Annotated in this window: 23 protein-coding genes; 11 read left to right on the top strand and 12 right to left on the bottom strand. The window is 70.1% G+C overall.

The features are described from left to right. Positions 1-36: 36 nt before the first annotated feature. The gene (locus tag P9K36_RS13065; RefSeq protein WP_043757468.1) at positions 37-753 is read left to right on the top strand and encodes a hypothetical protein; all 717 of its coding nucleotides are present in this window, start codon (positions 37-39) and stop codon (positions 751-753) included. On the opposite strand, the gene P9K36_RS13060 is transcribed toward P9K36_RS13065, so the two are convergent. Both P9K36_RS13060 and P9K36_RS13055 read right to left on the bottom strand, forming a co-directional pair. Continuing rightward, complete coding sequence (locus tag P9K36_RS13060; protein ID WP_043384910.1) at positions 754-1,341, bottom strand: histidine phosphatase family protein; 588 nt, start codon at positions 1,339-1,341, stop codon at positions 754-756. 44 nt (positions 1,342-1,385) lie between these two features. Beyond that, positions 1,386-1,781 carry a VOC family protein gene (locus tag P9K36_RS13055; RefSeq protein WP_043384907.1) on the bottom strand — a complete coding sequence of 132 codons (396 nt, stop codon included), beginning with the start codon at positions 1,779-1,781 and terminating at the stop codon, positions 1,386-1,388. A 428-nt stretch (positions 1,782-2,209) separates the two neighbouring features. On the opposite strand from P9K36_RS13055, the gene P9K36_RS13050 reads away from it, so the two are divergent. After that, positions 2,210-3,901, top strand: a complete 1,692-nt coding sequence (locus tag P9K36_RS13050) for a HAMP domain-containing methyl-accepting chemotaxis protein (protein WP_043757465.1) — start codon at positions 2,210-2,212, stop codon at positions 3,899-3,901. A 7-nt stretch (positions 3,902-3,908) separates the two neighbouring features. On the opposite strand, the gene recF is transcribed toward P9K36_RS13050, so the two are convergent. After that, on the bottom strand, positions 3,909-5,063 hold the full coding sequence (gene recF / locus P9K36_RS13045) for a DNA replication/repair protein RecF (RefSeq protein WP_051045120.1): 1,155 nt from the start codon (positions 5,061-5,063) through the stop codon (positions 3,909-3,911). 209 nt (positions 5,064-5,272) lie between these two features. Further along, entirely contained in the window at positions 5,273-6,394 is a 1,122-nt protein-coding gene (dnaN, locus tag P9K36_RS13040) for a DNA polymerase III subunit beta (RefSeq protein WP_043384901.1), read from the bottom strand. A 225-nt stretch (positions 6,395-6,619) separates the two neighbouring features. Here dnaN and P9K36_RS13035 point away from each other — a divergent pair, with 225 nt between their 5' ends. After that, positions 6,620-7,924 carry an MFS transporter gene (locus P9K36_RS13035; protein WP_051044800.1) on the top strand — a complete coding sequence of 435 codons (1,305 nt, stop codon included), beginning with the start codon at positions 6,620-6,622 and terminating at the stop codon, positions 7,922-7,924. A 51-nt stretch (positions 7,925-7,975) separates the two neighbouring features. Here the strand turns inward: P9K36_RS13035 and P9K36_RS13030 are convergent, their stop codons facing one another. Beyond that, the gene (locus tag P9K36_RS13030) at positions 7,976-8,212 is read right to left on the bottom strand and encodes a hypothetical protein (protein ID WP_043351494.1); all 237 of its coding nucleotides are present in this window, start codon (positions 8,210-8,212) and stop codon (positions 7,976-7,978) included. A gap of 193 nt (positions 8,213-8,405) precedes the next feature. Continuing rightward, entirely contained in the window at positions 8,406-9,617 is a 1,212-nt protein-coding gene (locus P9K36_RS13025; protein WP_278307134.1) for a hypothetical protein, read from the bottom strand. A gap of 392 nt (positions 9,618-10,009) precedes the next feature. On the opposite strand from P9K36_RS13025, the gene flgB reads away from it, so the two are divergent. The 8 genes from flgB (at position 10,010) to recA (ending at position 17,805) form a co-directional block, all read left to right on the top strand. After that, complete coding sequence (gene flgB, locus P9K36_RS13020) at positions 10,010-10,411, top strand: flagellar basal body rod protein FlgB (RefSeq protein WP_043351493.1); 402 nt, start codon at positions 10,010-10,012, stop codon at positions 10,409-10,411. Positions 10,412-10,476: 65 nt separating this feature from the next. Next, positions 10,477-10,884, top strand: coding sequence for a flagellar basal body rod protein FlgC (flgC, locus tag P9K36_RS13015; protein WP_043351491.1), 408 nt, complete (start codon positions 10,477-10,479; stop codon positions 10,882-10,884). A 32-nt stretch (positions 10,885-10,916) separates the two neighbouring features. Further along, positions 10,917-11,231, top strand: a complete 315-nt coding sequence (gene fliE, locus P9K36_RS13010) for a flagellar hook-basal body complex protein FliE (RefSeq protein ID WP_043351496.1) — start codon at positions 10,917-10,919, stop codon at positions 11,229-11,231. Between the two features lie 60 nt (positions 11,232-11,291). Then, a complete protein-coding gene (fliQ, locus tag P9K36_RS13005; RefSeq protein WP_043351489.1) occupies positions 11,292-11,558 on the top strand; it encodes a flagellar biosynthesis protein FliQ in 267 nt (88 codons plus the stop codon). A gap of 51 nt (positions 11,559-11,609) precedes the next feature. Continuing rightward, a complete protein-coding gene (fliR, locus tag P9K36_RS13000; RefSeq protein ID WP_043351488.1) occupies positions 11,610-12,371 on the top strand; it encodes a flagellar biosynthetic protein FliR in 762 nt (253 codons plus the stop codon). A gap of 53 nt (positions 12,372-12,424) precedes the next feature. Next, the gene (flhB, locus tag P9K36_RS12995; RefSeq protein WP_043384892.1) at positions 12,425-13,492 is read left to right on the top strand and encodes a flagellar biosynthesis protein FlhB; all 1,068 of its coding nucleotides are present in this window, start codon (positions 12,425-12,427) and stop codon (positions 13,490-13,492) included. Positions 13,493-13,654: 162 nt separating this feature from the next. Then, positions 13,655-16,417, top strand: a complete 2,763-nt coding sequence (locus tag P9K36_RS12990) for a PAS domain-containing sensor histidine kinase (RefSeq protein WP_078947320.1) — start codon at positions 13,655-13,657, stop codon at positions 16,415-16,417. A 296-nt stretch (positions 16,418-16,713) separates the two neighbouring features. After that, positions 16,714-17,805: a recombinase RecA gene (gene recA / locus P9K36_RS12985; RefSeq protein WP_043384890.1), complete on the top strand. Its 1,092-nt coding sequence runs from the start codon at positions 16,714-16,716 to the stop codon at positions 17,803-17,805. Positions 17,806-18,270: 465 nt separating this feature from the next. Here the strand turns inward: recA and rpsQ are convergent, their stop codons facing one another. Genes rpsQ through rpsS form a run of 6 tightly spaced genes read right to left on the bottom strand, consistent with a single transcriptional unit; the run spans position 18,271 to position 20,633 of the window. Continuing rightward, positions 18,271-18,534, bottom strand: coding sequence for a 30S ribosomal protein S17 (rpsQ, locus tag P9K36_RS12980; protein ID WP_043346666.1), 264 nt, complete (start codon positions 18,532-18,534; stop codon positions 18,271-18,273). A gap of 22 nt (positions 18,535-18,556) precedes the next feature. Continuing rightward, positions 18,557-18,772: a 50S ribosomal protein L29 gene (rpmC, locus tag P9K36_RS12975; RefSeq protein WP_043346669.1), complete on the bottom strand. Its 216-nt coding sequence runs from the start codon at positions 18,770-18,772 to the stop codon at positions 18,557-18,559. Positions 18,773-18,784: 12 nt separating this feature from the next. After that, on the bottom strand, positions 18,785-19,198 hold the full coding sequence (gene rplP / locus P9K36_RS12970; protein WP_043384884.1) for a 50S ribosomal protein L16: 414 nt from the start codon (positions 19,196-19,198) through the stop codon (positions 18,785-18,787). An 11-nt stretch (positions 19,199-19,209) separates the two neighbouring features. Continuing rightward, on the bottom strand, positions 19,210-19,956 hold the full coding sequence (gene rpsC, locus P9K36_RS12965; RefSeq protein ID WP_012319192.1) for a 30S ribosomal protein S3: 747 nt from the start codon (positions 19,954-19,956) through the stop codon (positions 19,210-19,212). 10 nt (positions 19,957-19,966) lie between these two features. Further along, the gene (rplV, locus tag P9K36_RS12960; protein ID WP_012319191.1) at positions 19,967-20,353 is read right to left on the bottom strand and encodes a 50S ribosomal protein L22; all 387 of its coding nucleotides are present in this window, start codon (positions 20,351-20,353) and stop codon (positions 19,967-19,969) included. 1 nt (position 20,354) lies between these two features. Then, positions 20,355-20,633 (bottom strand): 30S ribosomal protein S19, encoded by a 279-nt coding sequence (rpsS, locus tag P9K36_RS12955; RefSeq protein WP_012319190.1) that lies wholly within the window; start codon positions 20,631-20,633, stop codon positions 20,355-20,357. Position 20,634: the final 1 nt, after the last annotated feature.

Raw genomic sequence — 20,634 nt, 5'->3', positions numbered from 1 at the left:
GTGCCACGCTGCGCACCCGAGACGGAGCGCGCGCTGATGCATCCCGATTTCGAGACGATCCTGAACTGGCGTCTGCTCGCCGGATCGCATCCCTTCCCCGGCCCGGACGGCGGGACCTGCATCAACGAGGCCGCGATCGTGGCCGCGGGCCTGCCCTACCGGGCGATCCGCTCCAGCGCCGATTGCCCGCCCTGCTTCTCCAGGCCGGTCGCCGCCTACGCCCTCGGGCTCAACGACACCATGCCGGACGAGGCGCGCCCCCAGCTGATGGCCTTCGTGCTGCGGCTGTCGGGCAGCGCCGACGCTCCGGAGATCGAGGCCGCCCGCACCCGGACGCTGGCGCTGGAGAGTGTCCGCCGCATCCTGGCGCCGCTCTGCGCCGTCGCTGGCATGGTCGAGGACGCGAAGGCCTGCATCGGCGCGCCGGACTGGCCCGCGGCCCTGGCGGCGGCGAACGCGGCCGCGTGGCGGGGCGGGGCGCGTTCGCAGGCGGCGGCCGAGGCGCGGCGCTGGCGCGAGGGCGCGCTCACCGCGGCGGTGTCCCGCACCGCGACGGCGGCACAACGCGCGGGCACGGATGCACGCTGCGCCGCGGAGGTGGCCGAAGGCGCCGCGCCCTTCGTGGCCGGGACCTGGAGCCAGGCCTGCGCGATCCTCGACGAGGCGCTCGCCATCGGCCGACAGGCTCCGGAGATCGCGCTCGTCGGCGCCCGTCAGCGCATGGACGCCGCGCGGACCGGGGCGCTGGCCTGATCAGGCCGCCGCGGGCGCCGCCTCGAGATCCAGCTCGATGGAGCCGCAATTCTCCAGGAACGTGCCGGTGAGGTGGTAGAAGAACGTGCCGTGCCCGACCACCGCGATGGTGGCTTCCGGCCGAGCCCGCAGCCAGTCGCGGAACGCCGCGACCCGGGCGTCGAACAGGGGGCGCGGCTCCACCGGGTAGCCGCCGACCTCGCAGCCCGGCTCCGCATGCCACCAGACCTCGGGCAGGTGCCCGACATCGAGGTGCGGGAACTCCGCGGCGATCTCCGAGGCCGCCCGGCCGACGTCGCAGCTGCTCTCCTGGCATTCCCGGTGCAGCACCTCGACGAGGACGCGCGGCCGGCGCGGATGGTCGCCGAACAGGATCGCGGCGGTCTCGATCGCCCGGGTCAGGGGCGAGACCACCACCAGATCGAAGGGGACCGACCGGAGCCGGTCCCGCGCGGCCCGGGCCTGGGCGTGGCCCAGCTCGGTCAGGCGCGCGTCGAGGAGGCCGGGATCGCCGCCCCCATGCCTGTGCGCGGCGTTGAACGTGGATTGCCCGTGGCGGATGCAGACGATGCGGGTCTTGTCCTGCATGGATCTCGGATGCGTGTCGGGGAGGGCGGGGTGCACGGGACCGGTCAGAGGAAGCGGCCGCCGCGCTGGATGACCTCGATCTTGTAGCCGTCCGGATCGGTGGCGAAGAAGAACCGCGCCAGCACGTCATCCCCGTGTTTGAGCGTCTTGACGTCGGTGGCCGTGAAGCCTTCGCGCCGGTGCCGGGCGTGCTCGGCCTCCACGTCGTCGACCACGAAGGCGATGTGCCCGTAGCCGTCGCCGAGATCGTAGGGCTTGTCGCGGCCCTTGTTCACCGTGAGCTCCAGTTCGAACGGCGAGGCCGGATCCCGCATGTAGACGAGGGTGAAGTCCGGGAAGTCGAACCGGTCGGAGACCTCCAGGCCGAAGGCGCGGGCATAGTAGTCGCGCGCGCGCTCCTCCTCGAGGACGCGGATCATGGCGTGGACGGGCTTGGACATATGCTGTGGGTTCCGTGAGCGGGCGGGCGGCGCGCCGGGCCTCCTATGTGGCGCCCGACCCACGTGCCGAAAAGGGCCGGCCCCGACTGCAGATCCGCGGCCCCGATGGTGTCCGGCGCCGCACCCTCGGAGGGTCGGCGTCACCGGACGCGGGGAAACCGGCAGGACATCATCCGGGCTTTTCAACCGCCAATTCGCGCGATTGGCCAGCCAATTCGCTTTGGATTTGTCTTTCTCGATGTCCTATTCGAGAAAAGATTAGTGATATTCGACAACATCGCCATCTATAAAGTTTCAATCTCAAATCTGCCGATGTTTGTATCTTGATAACACCATCGTATTAATAGATTTTTTACGTATGATGCTTACAAATGCTCCGGGATCGATTATTTCACAGACCAACCAGTCCGATCGGGTGCACGACCGCCATGTTACGCTTGTCCAACATCAAGGTTCTGCCGAAACTGGTGGCCGTGATTACCCTGATCGTTACGATCGTCGGCGGATGCATCTGGTATGCACAGTCACAGATGACCAAGATCGACGACGGGTACAGCCACTTCATCGTCAACGAGGCGGCCGCCGTCGCCGAGGCGCGCCGGCTCAACCGCCTGATGATCGAGCTCAATTACTACGTGTACCGGGTCATAGCGGAGACCGAGCCGTCCCAGATGCAGAATGCCAACAAGGGCTTCGAGGCCGTCCTGCCTGAGGTGAAGACACTGCTGCCGGTCTTCCGGTCGCACGCACCGAGCTTCGCGGCGCGCATCGACGAGCAGGCGGCACGCATGGAGCGCTACATCCGGGACGTCAGCGAGGTTCGCCGGCTCGGCACCTCCAACCAGAACGACCAAGCCATCGCGCTGGTCCACTCGGCGATCGACCCGGTCTTCTCCGGCATGCTCGCGGACGGCAACAAGCTCGCCGAAGACATCAGCGCTTACATGGCGAAGGGCTCGGACGACCTGACCGACCAGACCAACGACACCCGCCGCGCCCTGATGACCGTCAGCGCCCTCGGGCTGCTCGCCGGACTGATCGCGGCCGTGTTCGTCGCGACGGTCGGCATCACTCGCCCGCTCGATCGTTTGGTCATGGTCCTGCAGCGGATGGCGCAGGGCGAGATCGACGCCGAGATCAAGGAGGCGGCGCGCAAGGACGAGGTCGGCGCCGTCGGCAAGGCGGTGGAGGGCATCAAGGCCATGGTCGCCCGCAAGGCCGCCGAGGAGGCCGAGGTCAAGCGGCTTGCCGACGAGGCCGCGGCCGCCGAGCGCAGGCGCACCATGCTGGAGCTGGCGGACGGGTTCGAGCGGGCGGTCGGCAGCATCGTCGGGATGGTCTCGTCCTCGGCCACCGAACTCCAGGCCACCGCCCAGACCATGACGGCGAGCGCCACCGAGACGGCCAGCCAGTCCACCACCGTGGCCGCCGCCGCCGAGGAAGCTTCCGCCAATGTCCAGACCGTGGCGGCCGCCGCGGAGGAACTGGGCTCGTCGGTGCAGGAGATCGGCCGGCAGGTTTCCGGCTCGGCCCAGCTCGCCCAGTCGGCGGTGGGCGAGGCCGATCAGACGCAGCATCTCGTCCAGGCGCTGAGCCAAGCCTCGGCCCGCATCGGCGACATGGTCGGGCTGATCTCGACCATCGCCGGGCAGACCAACCTGCTCGCGCTCAACGCGACGATCGAGGCGGCCCGCGCGGGGGATGCCGGCCGCGGCTTTGCGGTGGTCGCCGCCGAGGTCAAGGAACTCGCCGCCCAGACCGCACGGGCCACCGAGGAGATCAGCCAGCAGATCGGACAGATCCAGGGCGTCACCGGCCAGGCGGTCACGGCCATCGAGACGATCGCCAGCCGCATCCGCGAGATCGACGGGGTGGCCACCACCATCGCGGCGGCCGTCGAGGAGCAGGGTGCGGCGACGCAGGAGATCGTCCGCAACGTCTCCCAGGCCGCGGCCGGAACCGACGAGGTGACCAGCAACATCACCGGCGTCGCCAGAGCCTCCGAGGAAACCGGCGCGGCCGCCGCCCAGGTGCTGGGCGCGGCGGGCGAGCTGTCGCGCCAGTCGGAGCATCTCGGGGCGGAGGTCGCCCGCTTCCTGAGCACGGTGCGGGCGGCCTGAGGCCGCCTCAGGCCCCGATCCGCAACACCTCGGTCCGTGCGCCGGCCTGGGCGAAGGCGTCCGGGTCGGCACCGGTCATCCAGACCTGCCCCGGGAGTGCCTCCAGGGCCTCGAACAGGCCGGCCCGGCGGCGGGGGTCGAGATGGGCCGCCACCTCGTCGAGGAGGATCAGCGGGGCGATGCCGCTCATGGCGCGCACGAGCCGCGCATGGGCGAGGACGAGCCCGATCAGGAGCGCCTTCTGCTCCCCCGTGGACGCCGTGCCCGCGGGCACGTCCTTGGGACCGTGGCGGACCACGAGGTCGCTGCTCTGCGGCCCGATCAGGGTGCGCCCGGCGGCCCGGTCCCGGTGGCGACCGTTGCGCAGGGCGAGGCGGTAGCGGTCCTCTGCCTCGATGGCCGGCCAGACCGCGACGAGATCGTCCAGATCGCCTTCGAGCCGGATGGAGGCCCAGGGGAAGGGCTGCGCGTCGTCCCGGGTCTCGGCGATCAGCCGGTCGAGGCGCTCGGCGGTCTCGCGCCGGGCAAGGGCCACGGCGACGCCCAGCTCGGCGACCTCCCGCTCCACCGCGTCGAGCCAGCGGTCGTCGTCGGGGCGCTCGTCCAGCAGGCGGTTGCGCGAGCGCAGCGCCCGCTCCATCGCGGAGACCCGGGCGCCGTGCGCGGCATCGACGGCCAGCACGAGACGGTCGAGGAACCGCCGCCGGTCCCCGGCCGCGCCGCGGAACAGCCCGTCGAGGTCGGGGGTCAGCCAGACCACCCGCAGGAACTCGCTGAACGCCACCGGCGAGGCGGCGGTAGCGCCGTCGATCCGGCAGAGCCGGCTCGTCCGCCCGTCGGGGCCCGGCGGCTCCAGCCCCGTGCCGAGTCGGTGCTCGGAGCCCTCTCGATCGAGGGTGAGGGACACGGCGAAGCCCCCCGGACCGCCGTTGCGCGCCATCGCGGCGAATTCCGCCCGGCGCAGGCCCCTTCCCGGCACGAACAGCGAGATCGCCTCGAGCAGGTTGGTCTTGCCCGCGCCGTTCTCCCCGACCAGCGCCACGAACCGCGCCCCGGGGGTGAGCTCGAGATCGGCGTGGTTGCGGAAATCACGGGCGATCAGGCGTGTGACGCGCAGATCCGACCCGTTGGGCTCGACCCGCGGATCGAGGACATCGCTCATCGGGGAACCCGGAGGTCGAGCCGCACCGCGCTCAACCGTCCCTTCTTGTCTGACATCCCATCCAACTACCGCATCCCGAGGTGCCCGCGTCGGCGGGCCTCGAAGGAGTGCTCCAGAACCCATGTCGCCATCTGGAGACCTCCTGCGAGGCCTCCGCTACGCTCCGGCACCTCAGGACGAGGGCAGGACCAAGACGTGCCGCGTCAGACTCACACCCGCATCGGCATCAGCACGTACAGCGCCGGCGCGCCCTCGCGATCCTGGATCAGGGTCGGGGAGCCCGGGTCGGCGAGCTTGAACAGGGCGGTGTCGCCCTCGAGCTGTGCGGTGATGTCGAGCAGGTAGCGGGCGTTGAAGCCGATATCGAGGTTGGCGGCCTCGTAGTCGACATCGAGCTCCTCGGTGGCGCTGCCCGAATCCGGGTTGTTCACCGAGAGCGCGAGGCGCCCCTCGGCGAGCCCGAGCTTCACCGCGCGCCCGCGCTCCGACGAGATCGTCGAGACCCGGTCCACCGCCTTGGCGAAGGCGTCGCGCTCCACGGTCAGCCGCTTGTCGTTGTTGGCCGGGATCACCCGCTGGTAATCCGGGAAGGTGCCGTCGATCAGCTTGGAGATGAGGGTCAGGCCACCCGCGAATCGCAGGCGGATCTTGGCGGGCGACAGGTCGACCGCGACGGTCTCGCCGCCGTCGTCGAGGAGCTTCTGGATCTCGGCGACCGCCTTGCGGGGCACGATCACGCCCGGCATGCCGACACTGCCCTGCGGGGCCGGGATCTCGACGCGGGCGAGCCGGTGGCCGTCGGTGGCCACGGCCCGCATCACGGGTCCGCCCTCGGTCTCCAGCGTGTGCAGGTAGATGCCGTTGAGGTAGTAGCGGGTCTCCTCGGTGGAGATCGCGAACTGGGTCTTCTCGATCAGCCGCTTCAGGTCGGCGGCGGCGATCTCGAAGCCGTGCGGCATCTCGCCGGCGGCGAGATCCGGGAAGTCGCCCTCCGGCAGGGCGCCGAGGGCGAAGCGCGAGCGTCCGGACCGGATCGTCATCTGGCCGGACTCGCCGCCGGTCTCCAGGGAGACCTGCGCGCCGTCGGGGAGCTTGCGCACGATGTCGTAGATCACGTGCGCCGGCACCGTGGTGGCGCCGGCATCCGCCACGTCGGCCGGCACGCTTTCGGTCACCTCGATGTCGAGATCCGTCGCCCGCAGCTGGAGCCCCGAGCCTTCCGCCCGCAGGAGCACGTTCGACAGGATCGGGATCGTGTTGCGGCGCTCGACGACCCGGTGCACGTGGCCGAGCGACCTGAGTAGGGCCGCGCGCTCGACAGTGACTCTCATCGCAATACTCAAGTGATGTGGACGGCGCCGCGGCCGGCAGCCGTCGCGGAATATGGCCGTTCAGCTTGGCGAACGGGACCGGGGAACGCAAGGCCGCCGCTGGTGCGCCGCACAGCGACCTCCGCGCCCATGTCGGGTGCCCATGCCGAAACCGGGGTATCCGCTCGCGCCGCCCCGTGCGAAAGCGCCGCAACCGACCCGGATTCCTCCTCTCCCATCCCGATCATGTTGCAGACCATCGACACCGCGGGCTCGACGCACGCCACGCCGAGCGCCGGCCGGATTCTCGCCGCGAGTTTCGTCGGCACCGCCATCGAGTTCTTCGACTTCTACATCTACGCCACCGCCACCGCCCTCGTAATCGGGCCGGTCTTCTTCCCCGCCGGCGCCCCGGGCGTGCAGCAGCTCAGCGCCTTCGCGACCTTCGCGATCGCGTTCCTCGCGCGGCCGGTGGGCGCGGCCCTGTTCGGGCATTTCGGCGACCGCGTCGGCCGCAAGGCGACCCTGGTGGCCTCCCTGTTGATCATGGGCCTCTCCACGGTCCTGATCGGCTGCCTGCCGACCTATGCGGTCGCGGGCTGGTGGGCGCCGGCGGCGCTCTGCATCCTGCGCTGCGGCCAGGGCATCGGGTTCGGCGGCGAGTGGGGCGGCGCCGCCCTGCTGGCGGTCGAGAACGCGCCGCCGGGCCGGCGCGCGTGGTACGGCATCTTTCCGCAGCTCGGCGCGCCGGTCGGCTTCATCCTGGCCAATCTCGGCTTCCTCGCCCTCAGCTTCGGCCTGTCCCCCGAAAGCTTCCAGGCCTGGGGCTGGCGTCTGCCGTTCCTGGCCTCGGCCGTCCTGGTCGGAGTGGGTCTCTACGTCCGTCTGAAGCTGACCGAGACGCCGGCCTTCAAGGCGGCGCTCAGCGAGGCGCGGCCGGAGCGCGTACCCTTCGCCACCATGCTGACCCAGCATGGGCGCGCCGTCCTGGTCGGCACCTTCGCGATGGTGGCGGTCTACGCGGTGTTCTACCTCTCCACCGTATTCGCCCTCGGCTTCGGCACCGGCACCCTCGGGTACAGCCGGCCGACCTTCCTGCTGTTCGAGTGCATCGCGGTCTGCTTCATGGCGCTCGGCACCGTGGTGTCGGGTGCCGCGGCCGACCGCTTCGGACGCAGGCCGGTGCTGCTCTCCGGCATGGCCGTGACGTTCCTGCTGGGCTTCCTCATGGGGCCGATGCTGGGCCACGCCGCCGGCAGCGGCACGTGGCCGCCCGTCCTGGGCTTCCTCTGCCTCAGCCTCCTGACGATGGGCTGGGTGTTCGGGCCGATGGGCGCCGTGCTGCCCGAACTGTTCCCGACGCGGGTGCGCTACACCGGCGCCTCGGTCACCTACAATCTCGCGGGGATCCTGGGCGCCTCGGGCGCGCCCTACATCGCGCAGGAACTCGCGGCCTATGGCGGGATCGGATTCGTCGGGTTCTATCTGTCGGGCGCCGCGATCCTCAGCTTCCTGGCCGTCCTCGCGATGCCGGAAACCGCCGATCGCTGACCGGTCACGCCGCCGCGGAGACTGCGCCGCGCGGTCCGGCCGAGGCCGGCCTCAGGGCGCCTGACGATCGACGCCCCCCTGAACGACCGGCTCGAAGCGCCCGAGAAACCGGGTCCGCTCCCACAGCTCGATCGGGTCGCGCTGAACCATCGCCCGGGCGCGGCGGCGCGCCTGCGTGTCGTCCTCGGCGGACAGGATCTCGGCCGCGCGGACGCGCCCGGCCCGGTCGAGCCTGAATGTCCGGTACGCGCGGCTCCGGTGAGCCGTTTCAGCATCCAGCGCGAGCATTGCGATCTCCTCGGAGGCCGAGCGTCCGGGAAGACGGTTAACCAAACGTCAATCGCCGCGTCTGCCGCCCTCGAAAACCGGCTGGGAAAGTTCGGTCGGAACCGTGCCGGGCGGCGCCGAGACCGACGGATCGTTACGTCGGCCTGCGACCTGCGACCCCGGCCGCGCGACGGCTCGGCCGAAACGGGTACGTTCAGCTCCTTTTGTCGAGGGGACGACCCAGGAGGCGCGCGAACTCGGCCTCGATCTCCTCCACGGAGAACGGATTGCCGGCAGACTTCGCTTCGGGCGGCGCGGAAGAAGGCGGCGGCGGGACGGGGGCGGCCTTGGGCATCGCCGGCGGCAGCACGGGTTTGGGCGGGACCGGCGCCGGCGGCGGCGGGGCCTCCTGCGGAACAACCGGCGGCGGCACCGGCGGCGACACCGAAGGCGACACTGGATCGAGCGGCGCGCTCGCCATCGCGGCGGCGAGCGGATCGACGCCCTCCGGCACGGCGGGCGATGGCACGGGCGGCGGCGGCGTCACGGCCGAAGACGACCGAGACAGGGCGGCCTGGAGCTGCCGCGCCATGTCGGACAGGACCCCCGGATCGACGGACTTGCGCTCGGACGGGAACGCGAGGCTCGGCGCCGGACGGGCGGGCTCCGCCTCGACCGCGGACCCGTCGGGTTTGCGCTCGGAGGCCGGACCGGGCCGCGGCTCGACCAGCGGCGGCGCGGTCCGGCTGAGGATCCGCCGCGGCGTCGTCGGCTCGCGCGCCGGCGGCGCGGGCAGTTCCACCGGCGGCGGCACCAGCAGATCGGGTGAGGGCGGGGGCGGGGCGGCCGTCAGGGGGGCGGAAACATCCTGACCGGGCTCGTCGCCGCCGAGCAACGCCGCATCGAGGGGCAGCGTGATGGGCGGGGCGGCGGCGGAGCGCGGGACCGGCGGCGGCACGACCACCGGCATCTCGAAGCCCGGATCGAACAGCGGTTCCGCGCGGCGCCCGCCGGATTCGGGCAGGACCCGGGGCGGTTCGGGCAGGCGACCGCCCTGGACGAGGGGATCCGGGAGCGGCTCGTCCAGCGGCTCGGAGGCCGACTCCGGCCGGATGGACGCTTCGGGCAACGGCCGCTGGCCGCGCTGGATGTTGCGCTCGACCACGACGTCGTTGGGGCCGCCCACGAGCAGCAGGTGCTCGACATTGTCCCGGCGCAGCAGGATCAGCTGCCGGGCGCGGTCGAGTTCGTACACGTCGACGATCCCCAGCCGCGGCTGGCGCCCACGGCCTCCGGAACGCCCCGGCAGCGCCAGGCTCCGGCCGGTGAGCCGACGCACCGTGAACACGATGGCCGCGAGCGCCGTGAAGATGACGGCGAAGATCACGATGTACTGGATGATAGGGGAGCCGTCAGAGCCGAACACGGATTGTAGCCATCGCAAGGTTACGCACTCGCAGGTTCCGACCGCCGCGGGTGCGCGCCGGCACGGACTTGTCCATACCACGCCGGGGGGGCGGCATGGCAAACGACGTTAAGAGTTCGTTAACAGACCTTTTAATTGAGCGCGATCAAGACAGTAGGTCGGGGATAAGCCGCCGGGTCAGCGGATCCGAGGCCGGACGGTCCTTCGTCCGCGGTAAAGGCTGCCGCCGCTTCGGGCCCGGCGGCCCGCGCCGGCGCGACAGCCGCGATCCCGCGGCCGATCCGCAGACCGACCGTCCCTGATCGCGGGCTTAACGCGCCGTTAACCATGCGCACGGCAGATTTTGCCGAGCCCGCTCGTTCCGGCGCGGCCACGCCATCCCGGAGGCGACCTTGGCTCTCACCGATCTGCCCGTGCTGAGCATGCTGCGCACGCGGATGCAATGGGCACAGGCGCGCCAGGGCGTGATCGCCGAGAACGTGGCCAATGCCGACATGCCGGGGTTCAAGCCCCGCGACCTCGTGGAGCCGCGCTTCGACCGGGCGACCGGTACGCTGGCCGCCACCGCGACCGGCCTGACGCTGACGAGCCCGGGCCACATGGCGCCCGCCGGTCAGACGGTCGGGGCCGATTCAAAGCGCGCCAAGGGCTTCGAGGTCCGCCCGAGCGGCAACGGCGTCAACCTCGAGGACGAGATGATGAAGGCCGGCGAGAACCAGTCGGACTACCAACTCGCCGCCTCGCTCTATCAGCACAGCCTGACCACCCTGAAGATCGCGATCGGCAAGAGCTGATGCGCGACGACCGAGGGGGGAGCGCCGACGGCCGCACGGTCACGGCAGCAGGAGGGGCCTGAGCCATGGAATTCACCAAGTCACTGGCGGTGGCGGCGGCGGGCCTCAAGGCCCAGTCCGGCCGGATGCGCATCATCGCCGAGAACATCGCCAACGCCGATTCCGCGCCGGCCTCTGCCGGGGCGCAGCCCTACCGGCGCAAGATCCCGACCTTCACCAGCCATCTCGACGACGAGACCGGCGCGCGGCTCGTCGAGGCCGGGCGCGTCAGGCGCGACCCGTCGGCCTTCCGGACGAAGTACGAGCCGGGCAATCCCGCGGCCGACGCCCAGGGCGTGGTGCAGATGCCCAACGTCAATGCGCAGATCGAGAACATGGACCTGCGCGAGGCCCAGCGCTCCTACGAGGCGAACCTCAACATGATCAGCGCCACCCGCAAGATGCTGGCACAGACCCTCGGCATCCTGAAGTGAGCCTGCAGGACGCATAGCAAGGACGCATGGCGATGGCTTCGAGCAACTTCGCGGCGGGTGCCTACGCGGCCGTTCAGGGCCTCGCCGGCGGCCGGCCCGCGCCCCGGGTCCAGCCGACGACCGGGACCGGCAGCGACTTCATGCAGCTCCTCGGGCAGACCCTGGACAGCGTCGGCGATGCCGGCCGGCGGGCCGACACGCAGGCCGTCTCGGCCGCCGCCGGCAAGGCCAATGTCGTGGACGTGGTCACCGCGGTGGCCGAGAGCGAGACCGCCCTGCAGACCATGGTGGCGGTGCGCGACCGCATGATCTCCGCCTACGAGGAGATCATGCGCATGCAGATCTGAACGGCGGCCCGGTCCCTCGCCGATTCCGCCGCCCGCGCCCTCCGTACAGATCGCATCCCCATGACCGGCCTCGCCATCCTCGACGTCGCCCGCGACGGCATCTTCGTGTTCCTCAAGGTGGCCGGGCCCCTGATGCTGGTCGCCCTGGCGGTCGGGCTCGCGGTCTCCCTGGTCCAGGCCCTGACCCAGATCCAGGAACAGACGCTGATCTACGTGCCCAAGATCGTGGCGGTGTTCGCCGCGCTCCTGCTGATGCTGCCCTTCATCGGCGACGCCATGGCCGGCTACATGACCCGCATCGCCGCCCGCATCGCGGCCGGCGGCTGATGCCCGCCCCGGCCGGGACAGGCGCGGCCCACGCGTGCCATAGAGGCCGCGATGAACCTGCTCCTGCCCGGCATCGCCTCGGCCTACCTGATCACCTTCGCGCGCATCGGCACGCTGATCATGCTGATGCCGGGGATCGGCGAGCAGACGGTGCCGCCGCGCCTGCGCCTCGCCTTCGCGCTGCTCACCGCCCTGGTGCTGTTCCCGACCGTGCGTCCGCTGCTGGGCGGGACCGAGGGCGTGGCCGGCCCGCGGCTGATCGGGCTCCTGTTCGGGGAGACGATCATCGGGCTGGTGCTCGGCCTGACGGTGCGCATGATCCTTGCGGCCCTTCAGACCGCCGGTGTGATCATCGCGGCACAGGTCGGCCTGTCCTACGCCATGACGGTGGATCCGAACCAGGGCGGCCAGCAGGTGGCGATCGGCAACTTCCTGTCGCTGCTCGGGATCACGCTGATCTTCGCCGCGGATCTGCATCATCTCGCCATCGAGGGCGTGGCCCGCAGCTACGAGGTTCTGCCCCCCGACGGCGTGCCGTCCTTCTCGGACGCGCTGATGCTGGCCACGAAGGCGCTGGCCCGGGGCTTCACCCTGGCGGTCCAGATCTCCGGCCCGTTCATCGCCTTCGGGATCCTGTTCAACCTGGGTCTCGGGGTGCTGTCGCGGCTGATGCCGCAATTGCAGGTGTTCTTCCTGGCGGTCCCGGCCTCGGTGCTGATCGGCATGCTGCTGCTGATGGGCTGCCTCGGCGTCATGATGGGCGTCTTCCTGGACGATCTGGGCCGGTATCTCGGGGATTACGTCGGCCGCTGAGCGGCCGGACCGCCCGCGCCCCGATCACCCGTCCGCGCTGAGAGCGAAGCGAGATGGCCGACGATACCGACGACGAGGACAAGACCGAGGAGCCGTCCCAACGGCGGCTCGATCAGGCCATCGAGCGCGGCGACGTCGCGACCAGCACCGAGATCAACACCTTCGCGATGCTGGGGGCGTTCACCCTGACCCTGCTGGTCGCGGCCCCGAGCATCGCCACGAACCTCCTGCACGGCCTCAAGGCCTACCTCGCCAACGCCCATGCCCTGCCGGACGACGCCACGGCGATGAAGGCGGCCATGACGCGCGGCCTGTGGCTGTGGCTCCAGGCGGTGGCCGTGCCGGTGGGTCTGGCCGTCGTGGCCGGACTGGCCGCGGGACTCCTGCAGCACCCGCTGGTCTTCTCCACCGAGACGCTGATGCCGAAATTCTCGCGCCTGTCGCCGATGGCGGGCGTGAAGCGGCTCCTCGGCGTCGAGGCCCTGTTCCAGTTCGGCAAGGGCTTGGCCAAGATCGGCGCCGTGGGCGTCGTCGGCGCGGTGCTGCTGTGGAACGACCGCGACCGGCTGGAGGTGTTCGCCCGCCTGGACCCGGCCGCCTCCCTGCCGGCGATCCTGACCCTCAGCCTGAAGCTGCTCGCCGGCATGCTGTGCATGCATCTCGCGATCACCCTGGGAGATGCCCTCTACGCGCGGTTCCGCTGGCGCAAGCGTCACCGGATGTCGAAGGAAGAGCTCAAGCAGGAGATGAAGGAGTCCGAGGGCAACCCGGAGGTCAAGGGCCGCCTGAGGCAGTTGCGGATGGCCCGCGTGAAGAAGCGCATGATGGCCGCGGTGCCGACCGCCACCGTGGTGGTGACGAACCCGACCCACTACGCGGTGGCGCTGCGCTACGAGACCGGTATGGCGGCGCCGATCTGCGTCGCCAAGGGCGTCGACGCCCTGGCCCTGCGCATCCGCGCGGTGGCGGCCGAGCACGGCGTCGCGGTGATCGAGAATCCGCCCCTCGCCCGGGCGCTCCACGCCACTGTAGAGATCGACGGGGAGATCCCGGCCGAGCACTACCGCGCGGTGGCGGAGGTCATCGGGTTCGTGCTGCGCCTGCGGAGGCGGGCGGCCTAGCAACGGCGCCATGCCGCGGGCCGGAGCCGACGGAAAGCCACGCTTCCTCCACCTTTTTTCGCGAGGCTGTATCAAGGCTTGGCGCGACGAGAGTGGTGCCGCGCCCCGCATGTCCTGATATGGCCGGCTGACCAACCGGGTGACTGTTCTGGAATGAAGCCGATGGCCGACGTCACTGGACCTCCGGCGCCTGCCGCGGGCCCGCAGAATTCGGGGCCTCCGGTCTCGCAGGCGTCCGCCCTGCTGGGCACCGGCTCGATCGACCGGTCGGAGCAGCCGGGCCGGGTCGGCCTGCTCCTCGTGCTCGCCGGGCTGCTGGTCGGCGCCGCCATCGGCCTGTCCTTCGTGGCCAACGAGCAGGCCCAGTCGCTGATCGTCTGGCTGCTGGCCCTGCTGGCCATGGCGGGCGTGTTCTTCCTGTTCGCCCTCGCCATCGGGGCGCTCCAGCTCAGCGGCAGCGCGGCCCGGGACGACATCACCAAGGGGATCGTCGACGCCTCCCCGGACGGCAAGCTGGTCGTCGAGGAGGGGGGCCGGCTGATCTACGCCAACGAGGCCTATCTGCGGATCGCCAGCGGCGACACGTTCTCGAACCTCGTGCCGGTGGAGCGCATCCTCGTCGGCTCTCCGGAGGTCTCCGAGGCGGTCTATCGCCTGTCGCAGGCCTCGCGCGATGCCAGGGCCCATACCGAGGAGGTCCGGATGTCGCCGCCCCTCGGGCCGACGGTCGGCGAGCGCGGCTTCGGGTGGTACCGCGTCTCGGTGCGGCCCCTTGCGCGTCCGCGCCGGGCGGCCTCGCTCTGGACGGTGGCCGACATCACCGCCGAGCGCGAGCGGCAGGAGAACGTCTTCCAGGAACTCCAGCACGCCATCGACTACCTCGACCACGCCCCGGCGGGCTTCCTGTCGATCGATCCGGCCGGCGCCATCGTCTACATGAACGCGACGCTCGCCGCCTGGCTGGGTTACGATCTCGCCAGCGTCGGCCCCGGCGGGCCGCATCTCACCGAGATCGCCCCGGAGGCGGATGTTCTCGTGCGCACCGCCGGCCTGCCGGGCGAGGTCCGCACCGACCGCTTCGACCTCGACCTGCGCCGCCGCAACGGCCACACCCTGCCGGTGCGGCTCTACCACAGGGTCGCCTTCGGCAAGGACGGCAAGCCCGGCTCGTCGCGGACCTTCGTGATCAACCGCTCCGCCGGGGCCGAGACCGACGAGCCGCAGCGCGCCGCCGAGGTGCGCCTCGCCCGCTTCCTCAACAACTCGCCGATCGCGATCGCGACCCTCGACCGGACCGGCTGCATCGCCCGGGCCAACGCCTCGTTCACCCGGCTGTTCGGCACGGTGCCGCGCCAGGCCGATGACGGCGCCTTCGACGGTGACGGCGCGACCCGGGTCGAGCCGAACGTCGCCGATTCCGTGGCCGACCGGACCGCCCTGGAAGCCGGGCTCGCCCGGGCGGCGAGCGGTCGGACCGATCCGGAACCCATCGAGGTCCAGCTGACCGGGCCCGGCGGCCGCTCGGCCCGGGTCTGGCTCAGCCCCGCCGACGGCGGCGATCCGGGGCAGCAGACCGACGAGGCCGAGCGGGTGATCCTGTACGCCCTCGACACGACGGCGCAGCGGCAACTGGAGCAGCAGGTCGCCCAGGCCCAGAAGATGAACGCGGTCGGCCAGCTCGCGGGCGGCATCGCGCACGACTTCAACAACGTGCTGCAGGCGATCATCGGGTACTCGGACCTGCTGCTGGCGAGCCATCGGCCGACCGACCCGGCCTTCCAGGACATCATGCAGATCAAGCAGAACGCCAACCGGGCGGCGGGCCTCGTCCGCCAGCTCCTGGCGTTCTCCCGGAGGCAGACCCTGCGTCCGGAGGTGATGAATGTCGGAGAGGCGCTCTCCGAACTCACTCTCCTGCTCAAGCGCCTGCTCGGCGAGCGGGTCGCCCTGGAGCTGAAGCACGGCCGCGAGGTCTGGCCCGTGAAGGCCGACGTCAACCAGTTCGAGCAGGTGATCGTCAATCTCGCGGTCAACGCCCGCGACGCCATGCCGGAGGGCGGCAAGCTGATGATCCGGACGGAGAACGTCTTGGATCCGGGGGCGGCCTCCGATGCGGAGGGACGCGGCGGGGCGCCGGCCGGCGACCACGTGCTGATCGAGGTGCGCGACACCGGCCAGGGCATCCCCCCCGAGCTGATGGAGAAGATCTTCGAGCCGTTCTTCACCACCAAGGAGATCGGCAAGGGCACCGGACTCGGCCTGTCGACGGTGTTCGGCATCGTCAAGCAATCGGGCGGCACCATCGACGTGCAGTCGACGATCGGGGAGGGGACCGCCTTCCGCATCTACCTGCCGCGGCATGTGCCCGTGGCCGAACCGGAGGAGGTTCCGGCCCCGGCTGCGGTGCCGGCGCTCCCGCGCGCGGAGCCGCTCGCGCCGGTCTCCGGGTCGCCGCGGCCGGCTGCCGAGCCGGGCGATGCCGGCGCGCCGCGGAGTGCACCGGCTCCGGCCACGGCCGACAAGCCGGCGCCGCGCAAGCCCGCCGCGGATCATACGGGGCAGGGCACCATCCTGCTCGTGGAGGACGAGGATCCCGTCCGGGCGGTCAACAGCCGCGCCCTCTCGGCCCGCGGCTACACGGTCCTGGAGGCGGCCTCCGGCCTCGAGGCCCTGGCGATCGTCCGCGAGGGCACTCAGCCGATCGACCTCGTCGTCTCCGACGTCGTCATGCCCGAGATGGACGGCCCGACCCTGCTGCGGGAGGTGCGCAAGCATCAGCCCGACCTGAAGGTGATCTTCGTCTCCGGCTACGCCGAGGACGCCTTCCGCAAGAACCTGCCGGAGGGGGAGACCTTCAACTTCCTGCCGAAGCCCTTCAGTCTGAAGCAGCTCGTCGAGACCGTGAAGAAGACGATGGCCGATTGAACGGCGTCGATGGCGTCGTCGATGGCAGCGTCCCGGCCCTTCCCTGCGAAATCCGGCATCCGGTGCCGCCCACCGTGTTCAGACCCTGAACGGAGTGCGGCACCGGATCCCGGGCATGCCCCCGACGGATCGGTGCGCCGGAGGCCGCGGTTCGCCCTGAACCGCATCGGTGGCGCCGGCAGGCTATGCACAACCCACGGTACCGCCCTTGTCGAAATAGAACAAAACAGGTACATGAAGGCGGTGGGGACGCGCGTTGTGAACTGCGTCCAACCCCTTCATAAGGAGCCCGCCAGATGGCCCAGCCCGCATTGAAAGTGGTCGACATGCCCCCCGTGGACAAGGACAAGTCCAAGGCCATTGACGCCGCCCTGGCTCAGATCGAGCGCGCCTTCGGCAAGGGCTCGATCATGCGGCTCGGCAAGAACGACAAGGTTCAGGAGGTCGAGACCGTCTCGACCGGATCGCTGGGCCTCGACATCGCCCTCGGCGTCGGCGGCCTCCCGCGCGGCCGGGTGATCGAGATCTACGGCCCCGAATCGTCCGGCAAGACGACGCTGGCGCTCCACACCATCGCCGAGGCCCAGAAGAAGGGCGGCGTCTGCGCCTTCGTGGATGCCGAGCACGCCCTCGATCCGGTCTATGCCCGCAAGCTCGGCGTCAACCTCGACGACCTGCTGATCTCGCAGCCCGATACGGGCGAGCAGGCCCTGGAGATCACCGACACGCTGGTGCGCTCCGGCGCCATCGACGTGCTGGTGGTCGACTCGGTGGCCGCGCTGACCCCGCGCGCCGAGATCGAGGGCGAGATGGGCGAGAGCCAGCCGGGCCTTCAGGCCCGTTTGATGAGCCAGGCCCTGCGCAAGTTGACCGGCTCGATCTCACGCTCGAACTGCATGGTCATCTTCATCAACCAGATCCGGATGAAGATCGGCGTGATGTACGGCAGCCCCGAGACCACCACGGGCGGCAACGCCCTGAAGTTCTACGCCTCGGTGCGCCTCGACATCCGCCGCATCTCGACCCTGAAGGATCGCGACGAGGCGATCGGCAACCAGGTCCGCGTCAAGGTGGTGAAGAACAAGGTCGCGCCGCCGTTCAAGCAGGTCGAGTTCGACATCATGTTCGGCGAGGGCGTGTCGAAGGTCGGTGAGCTGATCGACCTCGGCGTGAAGGCCGGCATCGTCGAGAAGTCCGGCGCGTGGTTCTCGTATAACAGCCAGCGCCTCGGCCAGGGCCGCGAGAACGCGAAGGGCTTCCTGCGCGACAACCCGAAGATCGCCGCCGAGATCGAGGGCTCCATCCGGCAGAATTCCGGCTTGGTCGCCGAGAAAATCCTGGAGAACGCGACCCCGACCGCCGACGATCTCGACGAAGGCGAAGCCTGATCCGAAGACCGGGCGATGGACCAAGTCCGGCGCCCGATCCCTGAAGACCGAGCCCCATGGCGATCCCAGGATCGCCATGGGGTTTTGTTTTGGGCCCGAGGCACCGATCCGATAGCGGAATAGAAAGAAGCGGGCGTCCCGTCTCGGCCGCAGCCTCAGAGATCCTCGACGCAGAGTTGGGGCACCGCCGAACAGGCAAGCCCCCGTCCCGGATGCCACGTGACCGCGCCGATCGGCCGTCCCGGCAGAGACGGCCACTCGGCACCTGCACACGCATTCAGATCGCAGGATGCCGAAACGACGAAGCCCGGCACGAATCCGGCTCTTGCGAGTCGAATTGCGTCCGGGCGTTCGTCGAACCGGTCATGCCGCGACCCAGGAATGGACCCGTCTCGGGGGCCATCCCACAGCGTCGCGGGCCGGGATCAGGCGGATGCGGAGACCGCAGCCGCCGGGATCCCAGGATCAGGCAGCCTCGCCGGCCTCGGCCTGGGCGGCGTCGCCCTCGACCAGCTTCCAGGTCTTGGTCTTCGAGAAGGGACGGCACTCCTCGATGAACACCGTCTGCCCGACCTTGGCGACATTCGCCTCGTCGTGCGCGTGGTAGTTCTTCGAGCGGCGGACGGTCTTCTTCATCACCGGATGGGTGAAGCGGCGCTCCACCTTGACCACGATGGTCTTCTCACCCTTGTCGCTAACGACGGTGCCCTGCAGGATGCGCTTCGGCATGGTGTTCTCCTAGCGGCCCGTATCAGCTCTTGGCCGCCTGCAGCGTCTTCGCGCGCTGCAGCGTCCGGACACGGGCGATGTCGCGACGGACCTCACGGACGCGGGCGACGTTCTCGAGCTGGCCGGTGGCCCCCTGGAAGCGCAGGTTGAACTGCTCCTTCTTGAGGTTGATCAACTCGTCATTCAGCTGATCCGGCGACAGGGCCTTGAGATCAGACACTCTCTGGGTCGACTTCACGATATCCTCCGTTCAGTCGGCGATGCGCTGGACGACCCGCGTGCGGATCGGAAGCTTCGCGGCGCCGAGGCGGAGCGCCTCCTTGGCGATGTTCTCGGCAACGCCGTCGACCTCGAACATGATCCGGCCGGGATGGACCCGGGCCGCCCAATAGTCCGGGGCGCCCTTACCGGAGCCCATGCGGACCTCGGTCGGCTTCGACGAGACCGGCACGTCCGGGAACACCCGGATCCAGACGCGGCCCTGGCGCTTCATCTCGCGGGTGATCGCGCGGCGGGCCGCCTCGATCTGGCGGGCGGTGATGCGCTCAGGCTCCACCGCCTTCAGGCCGAACTGGCCGAAGTTCAGCTCGAAGCCGCCCTTGGCCGCACCGTGGATGCGGCCCTTGAACTGCTTGCGGAAGCGGGTCTTTTTCGGTTGCAGCATGGCTTCCTACCTTACGCGTGCTCGCGCTCGCGGCGTCCGCGCTCGCGGCCGCCCTCGCCATCGCGCTCACGGCGTCCGCCGGAGCGGCCGCCCTCTTCCTGGGCCTTCTTATCCTGAGCCATCGGATCGTGCTCAAGGATCTCGCCCTTGAACACCCACACCTTGATGCCGCAGGTGCCGTAGGTCGTGAACGCCGTGGCCGTGCCGTAATCCACGTCCGCACGCAGCGTGTGCAGCGGGACCCGGCCCTCGCGGTACCATTCCTGGCGGGCGATCTCGGCGCCGCCGAGACGACCCGAGCAGTTGATCCGGATGCCCTCGGCGCCGAGACGCATGGCCGACTGAACGGCCCGCTTCATGGCGCGCCGGAAGGCGACGCGGCGCTCGAGCTGCTGGGCGATCGAGTCGGCCACCAGGGTGGCGTCGATCTCGGGCTTGCGCACCTCGACGATGTTGATGGTCACGTCGGCCTTGGTCATCGTGCCGACGAGCTTGCGCAGCTTCTCGATATCCGCGCCCTTCTTGCCGATCACCACGCCCGGACGGCCCGAGTGGATGGTGACGCGGCACTTCCGGTGCGGACGCTCGATGACGATCTTGGAGACCGCCGCCTGCTTGAGCTGCTTCATGAGGGCGGCGCGGATCGCGACGTCCTCGTGCATGAGCTTCGCATAGTCGCCCTTGTTGGCGAACCAGCGGGAGTCCCAGGTCCGGTTGATGCCGAGCCGGAGACCGATCGGATTGACTTTCTGGCCCATCAGATCCTCCTCAGGCCGCTTCGGCCTGGCGGACTTCGCGAACCACGATGGTGAGGTTCGAGAAGGGCTTCAGGATGCGCGCACCGCGGCCGCGGGCGCGGGCGTGGAAACGCTTGAGAACCAGCGCCTTGCCCACGAAGGCCTGGGAGACGACGAGGTCGTCCACGTCCAGGTCGTGGTTGTTCTCGGCGTTGGCGATGGCGCTCTCGAGGCACTTCTTGACCTCGGTGGAGATCCGCTTGCGCGAGAACTGCAGCTCGGCGAGCGCCGTGTCGACCTTCTTGCCGCGGATCATCTGCGCCACGAGGTTGAGCTTCTGCGGGCTGACGCGCAGCATGCGCGCGACGGCCTTCGCCTCGTTCTCGGGGAGCGCGCGGGGGGTGGCTTGCTTGCCCATCTCAGCGCCTCTTCGCCTTCTTGTCGGCCGCGTGGCCCGGGAAGGTGCGGGTCGGCGAGAACTCGCCGAACTTGTGACCGACCATCTCCTCGGTGACGTAGACCGGGATGTGCTTCTGCCCGTTGTGCACACCGAAGGTGAGCCCGACGAACTGCGGAAGGATCGTGGAGCGGCGGCTCCAGATCTTGATGACCTCGGAACGCGAGGAGCCCCGCGCCGCCTCGGCCTTCTTGAAGAGGTAGCCGTCGACGAACGGCCCCTTCCAGAGAGAGCGTGCCATA

The sequence above is a fragment of the Methylobacterium sp. 391_Methyba4 genome, from assembly GCF_029691625.1.
Taxonomy (GTDB): Bacteria; Pseudomonadota; Alphaproteobacteria; order Rhizobiales; family Beijerinckiaceae; genus Methylobacterium; species Methylobacterium fujisawaense.
Note: the sequence above shows the minus strand (reverse complement) of the source record. Positions and strands in the feature narration are given on the sequence as shown.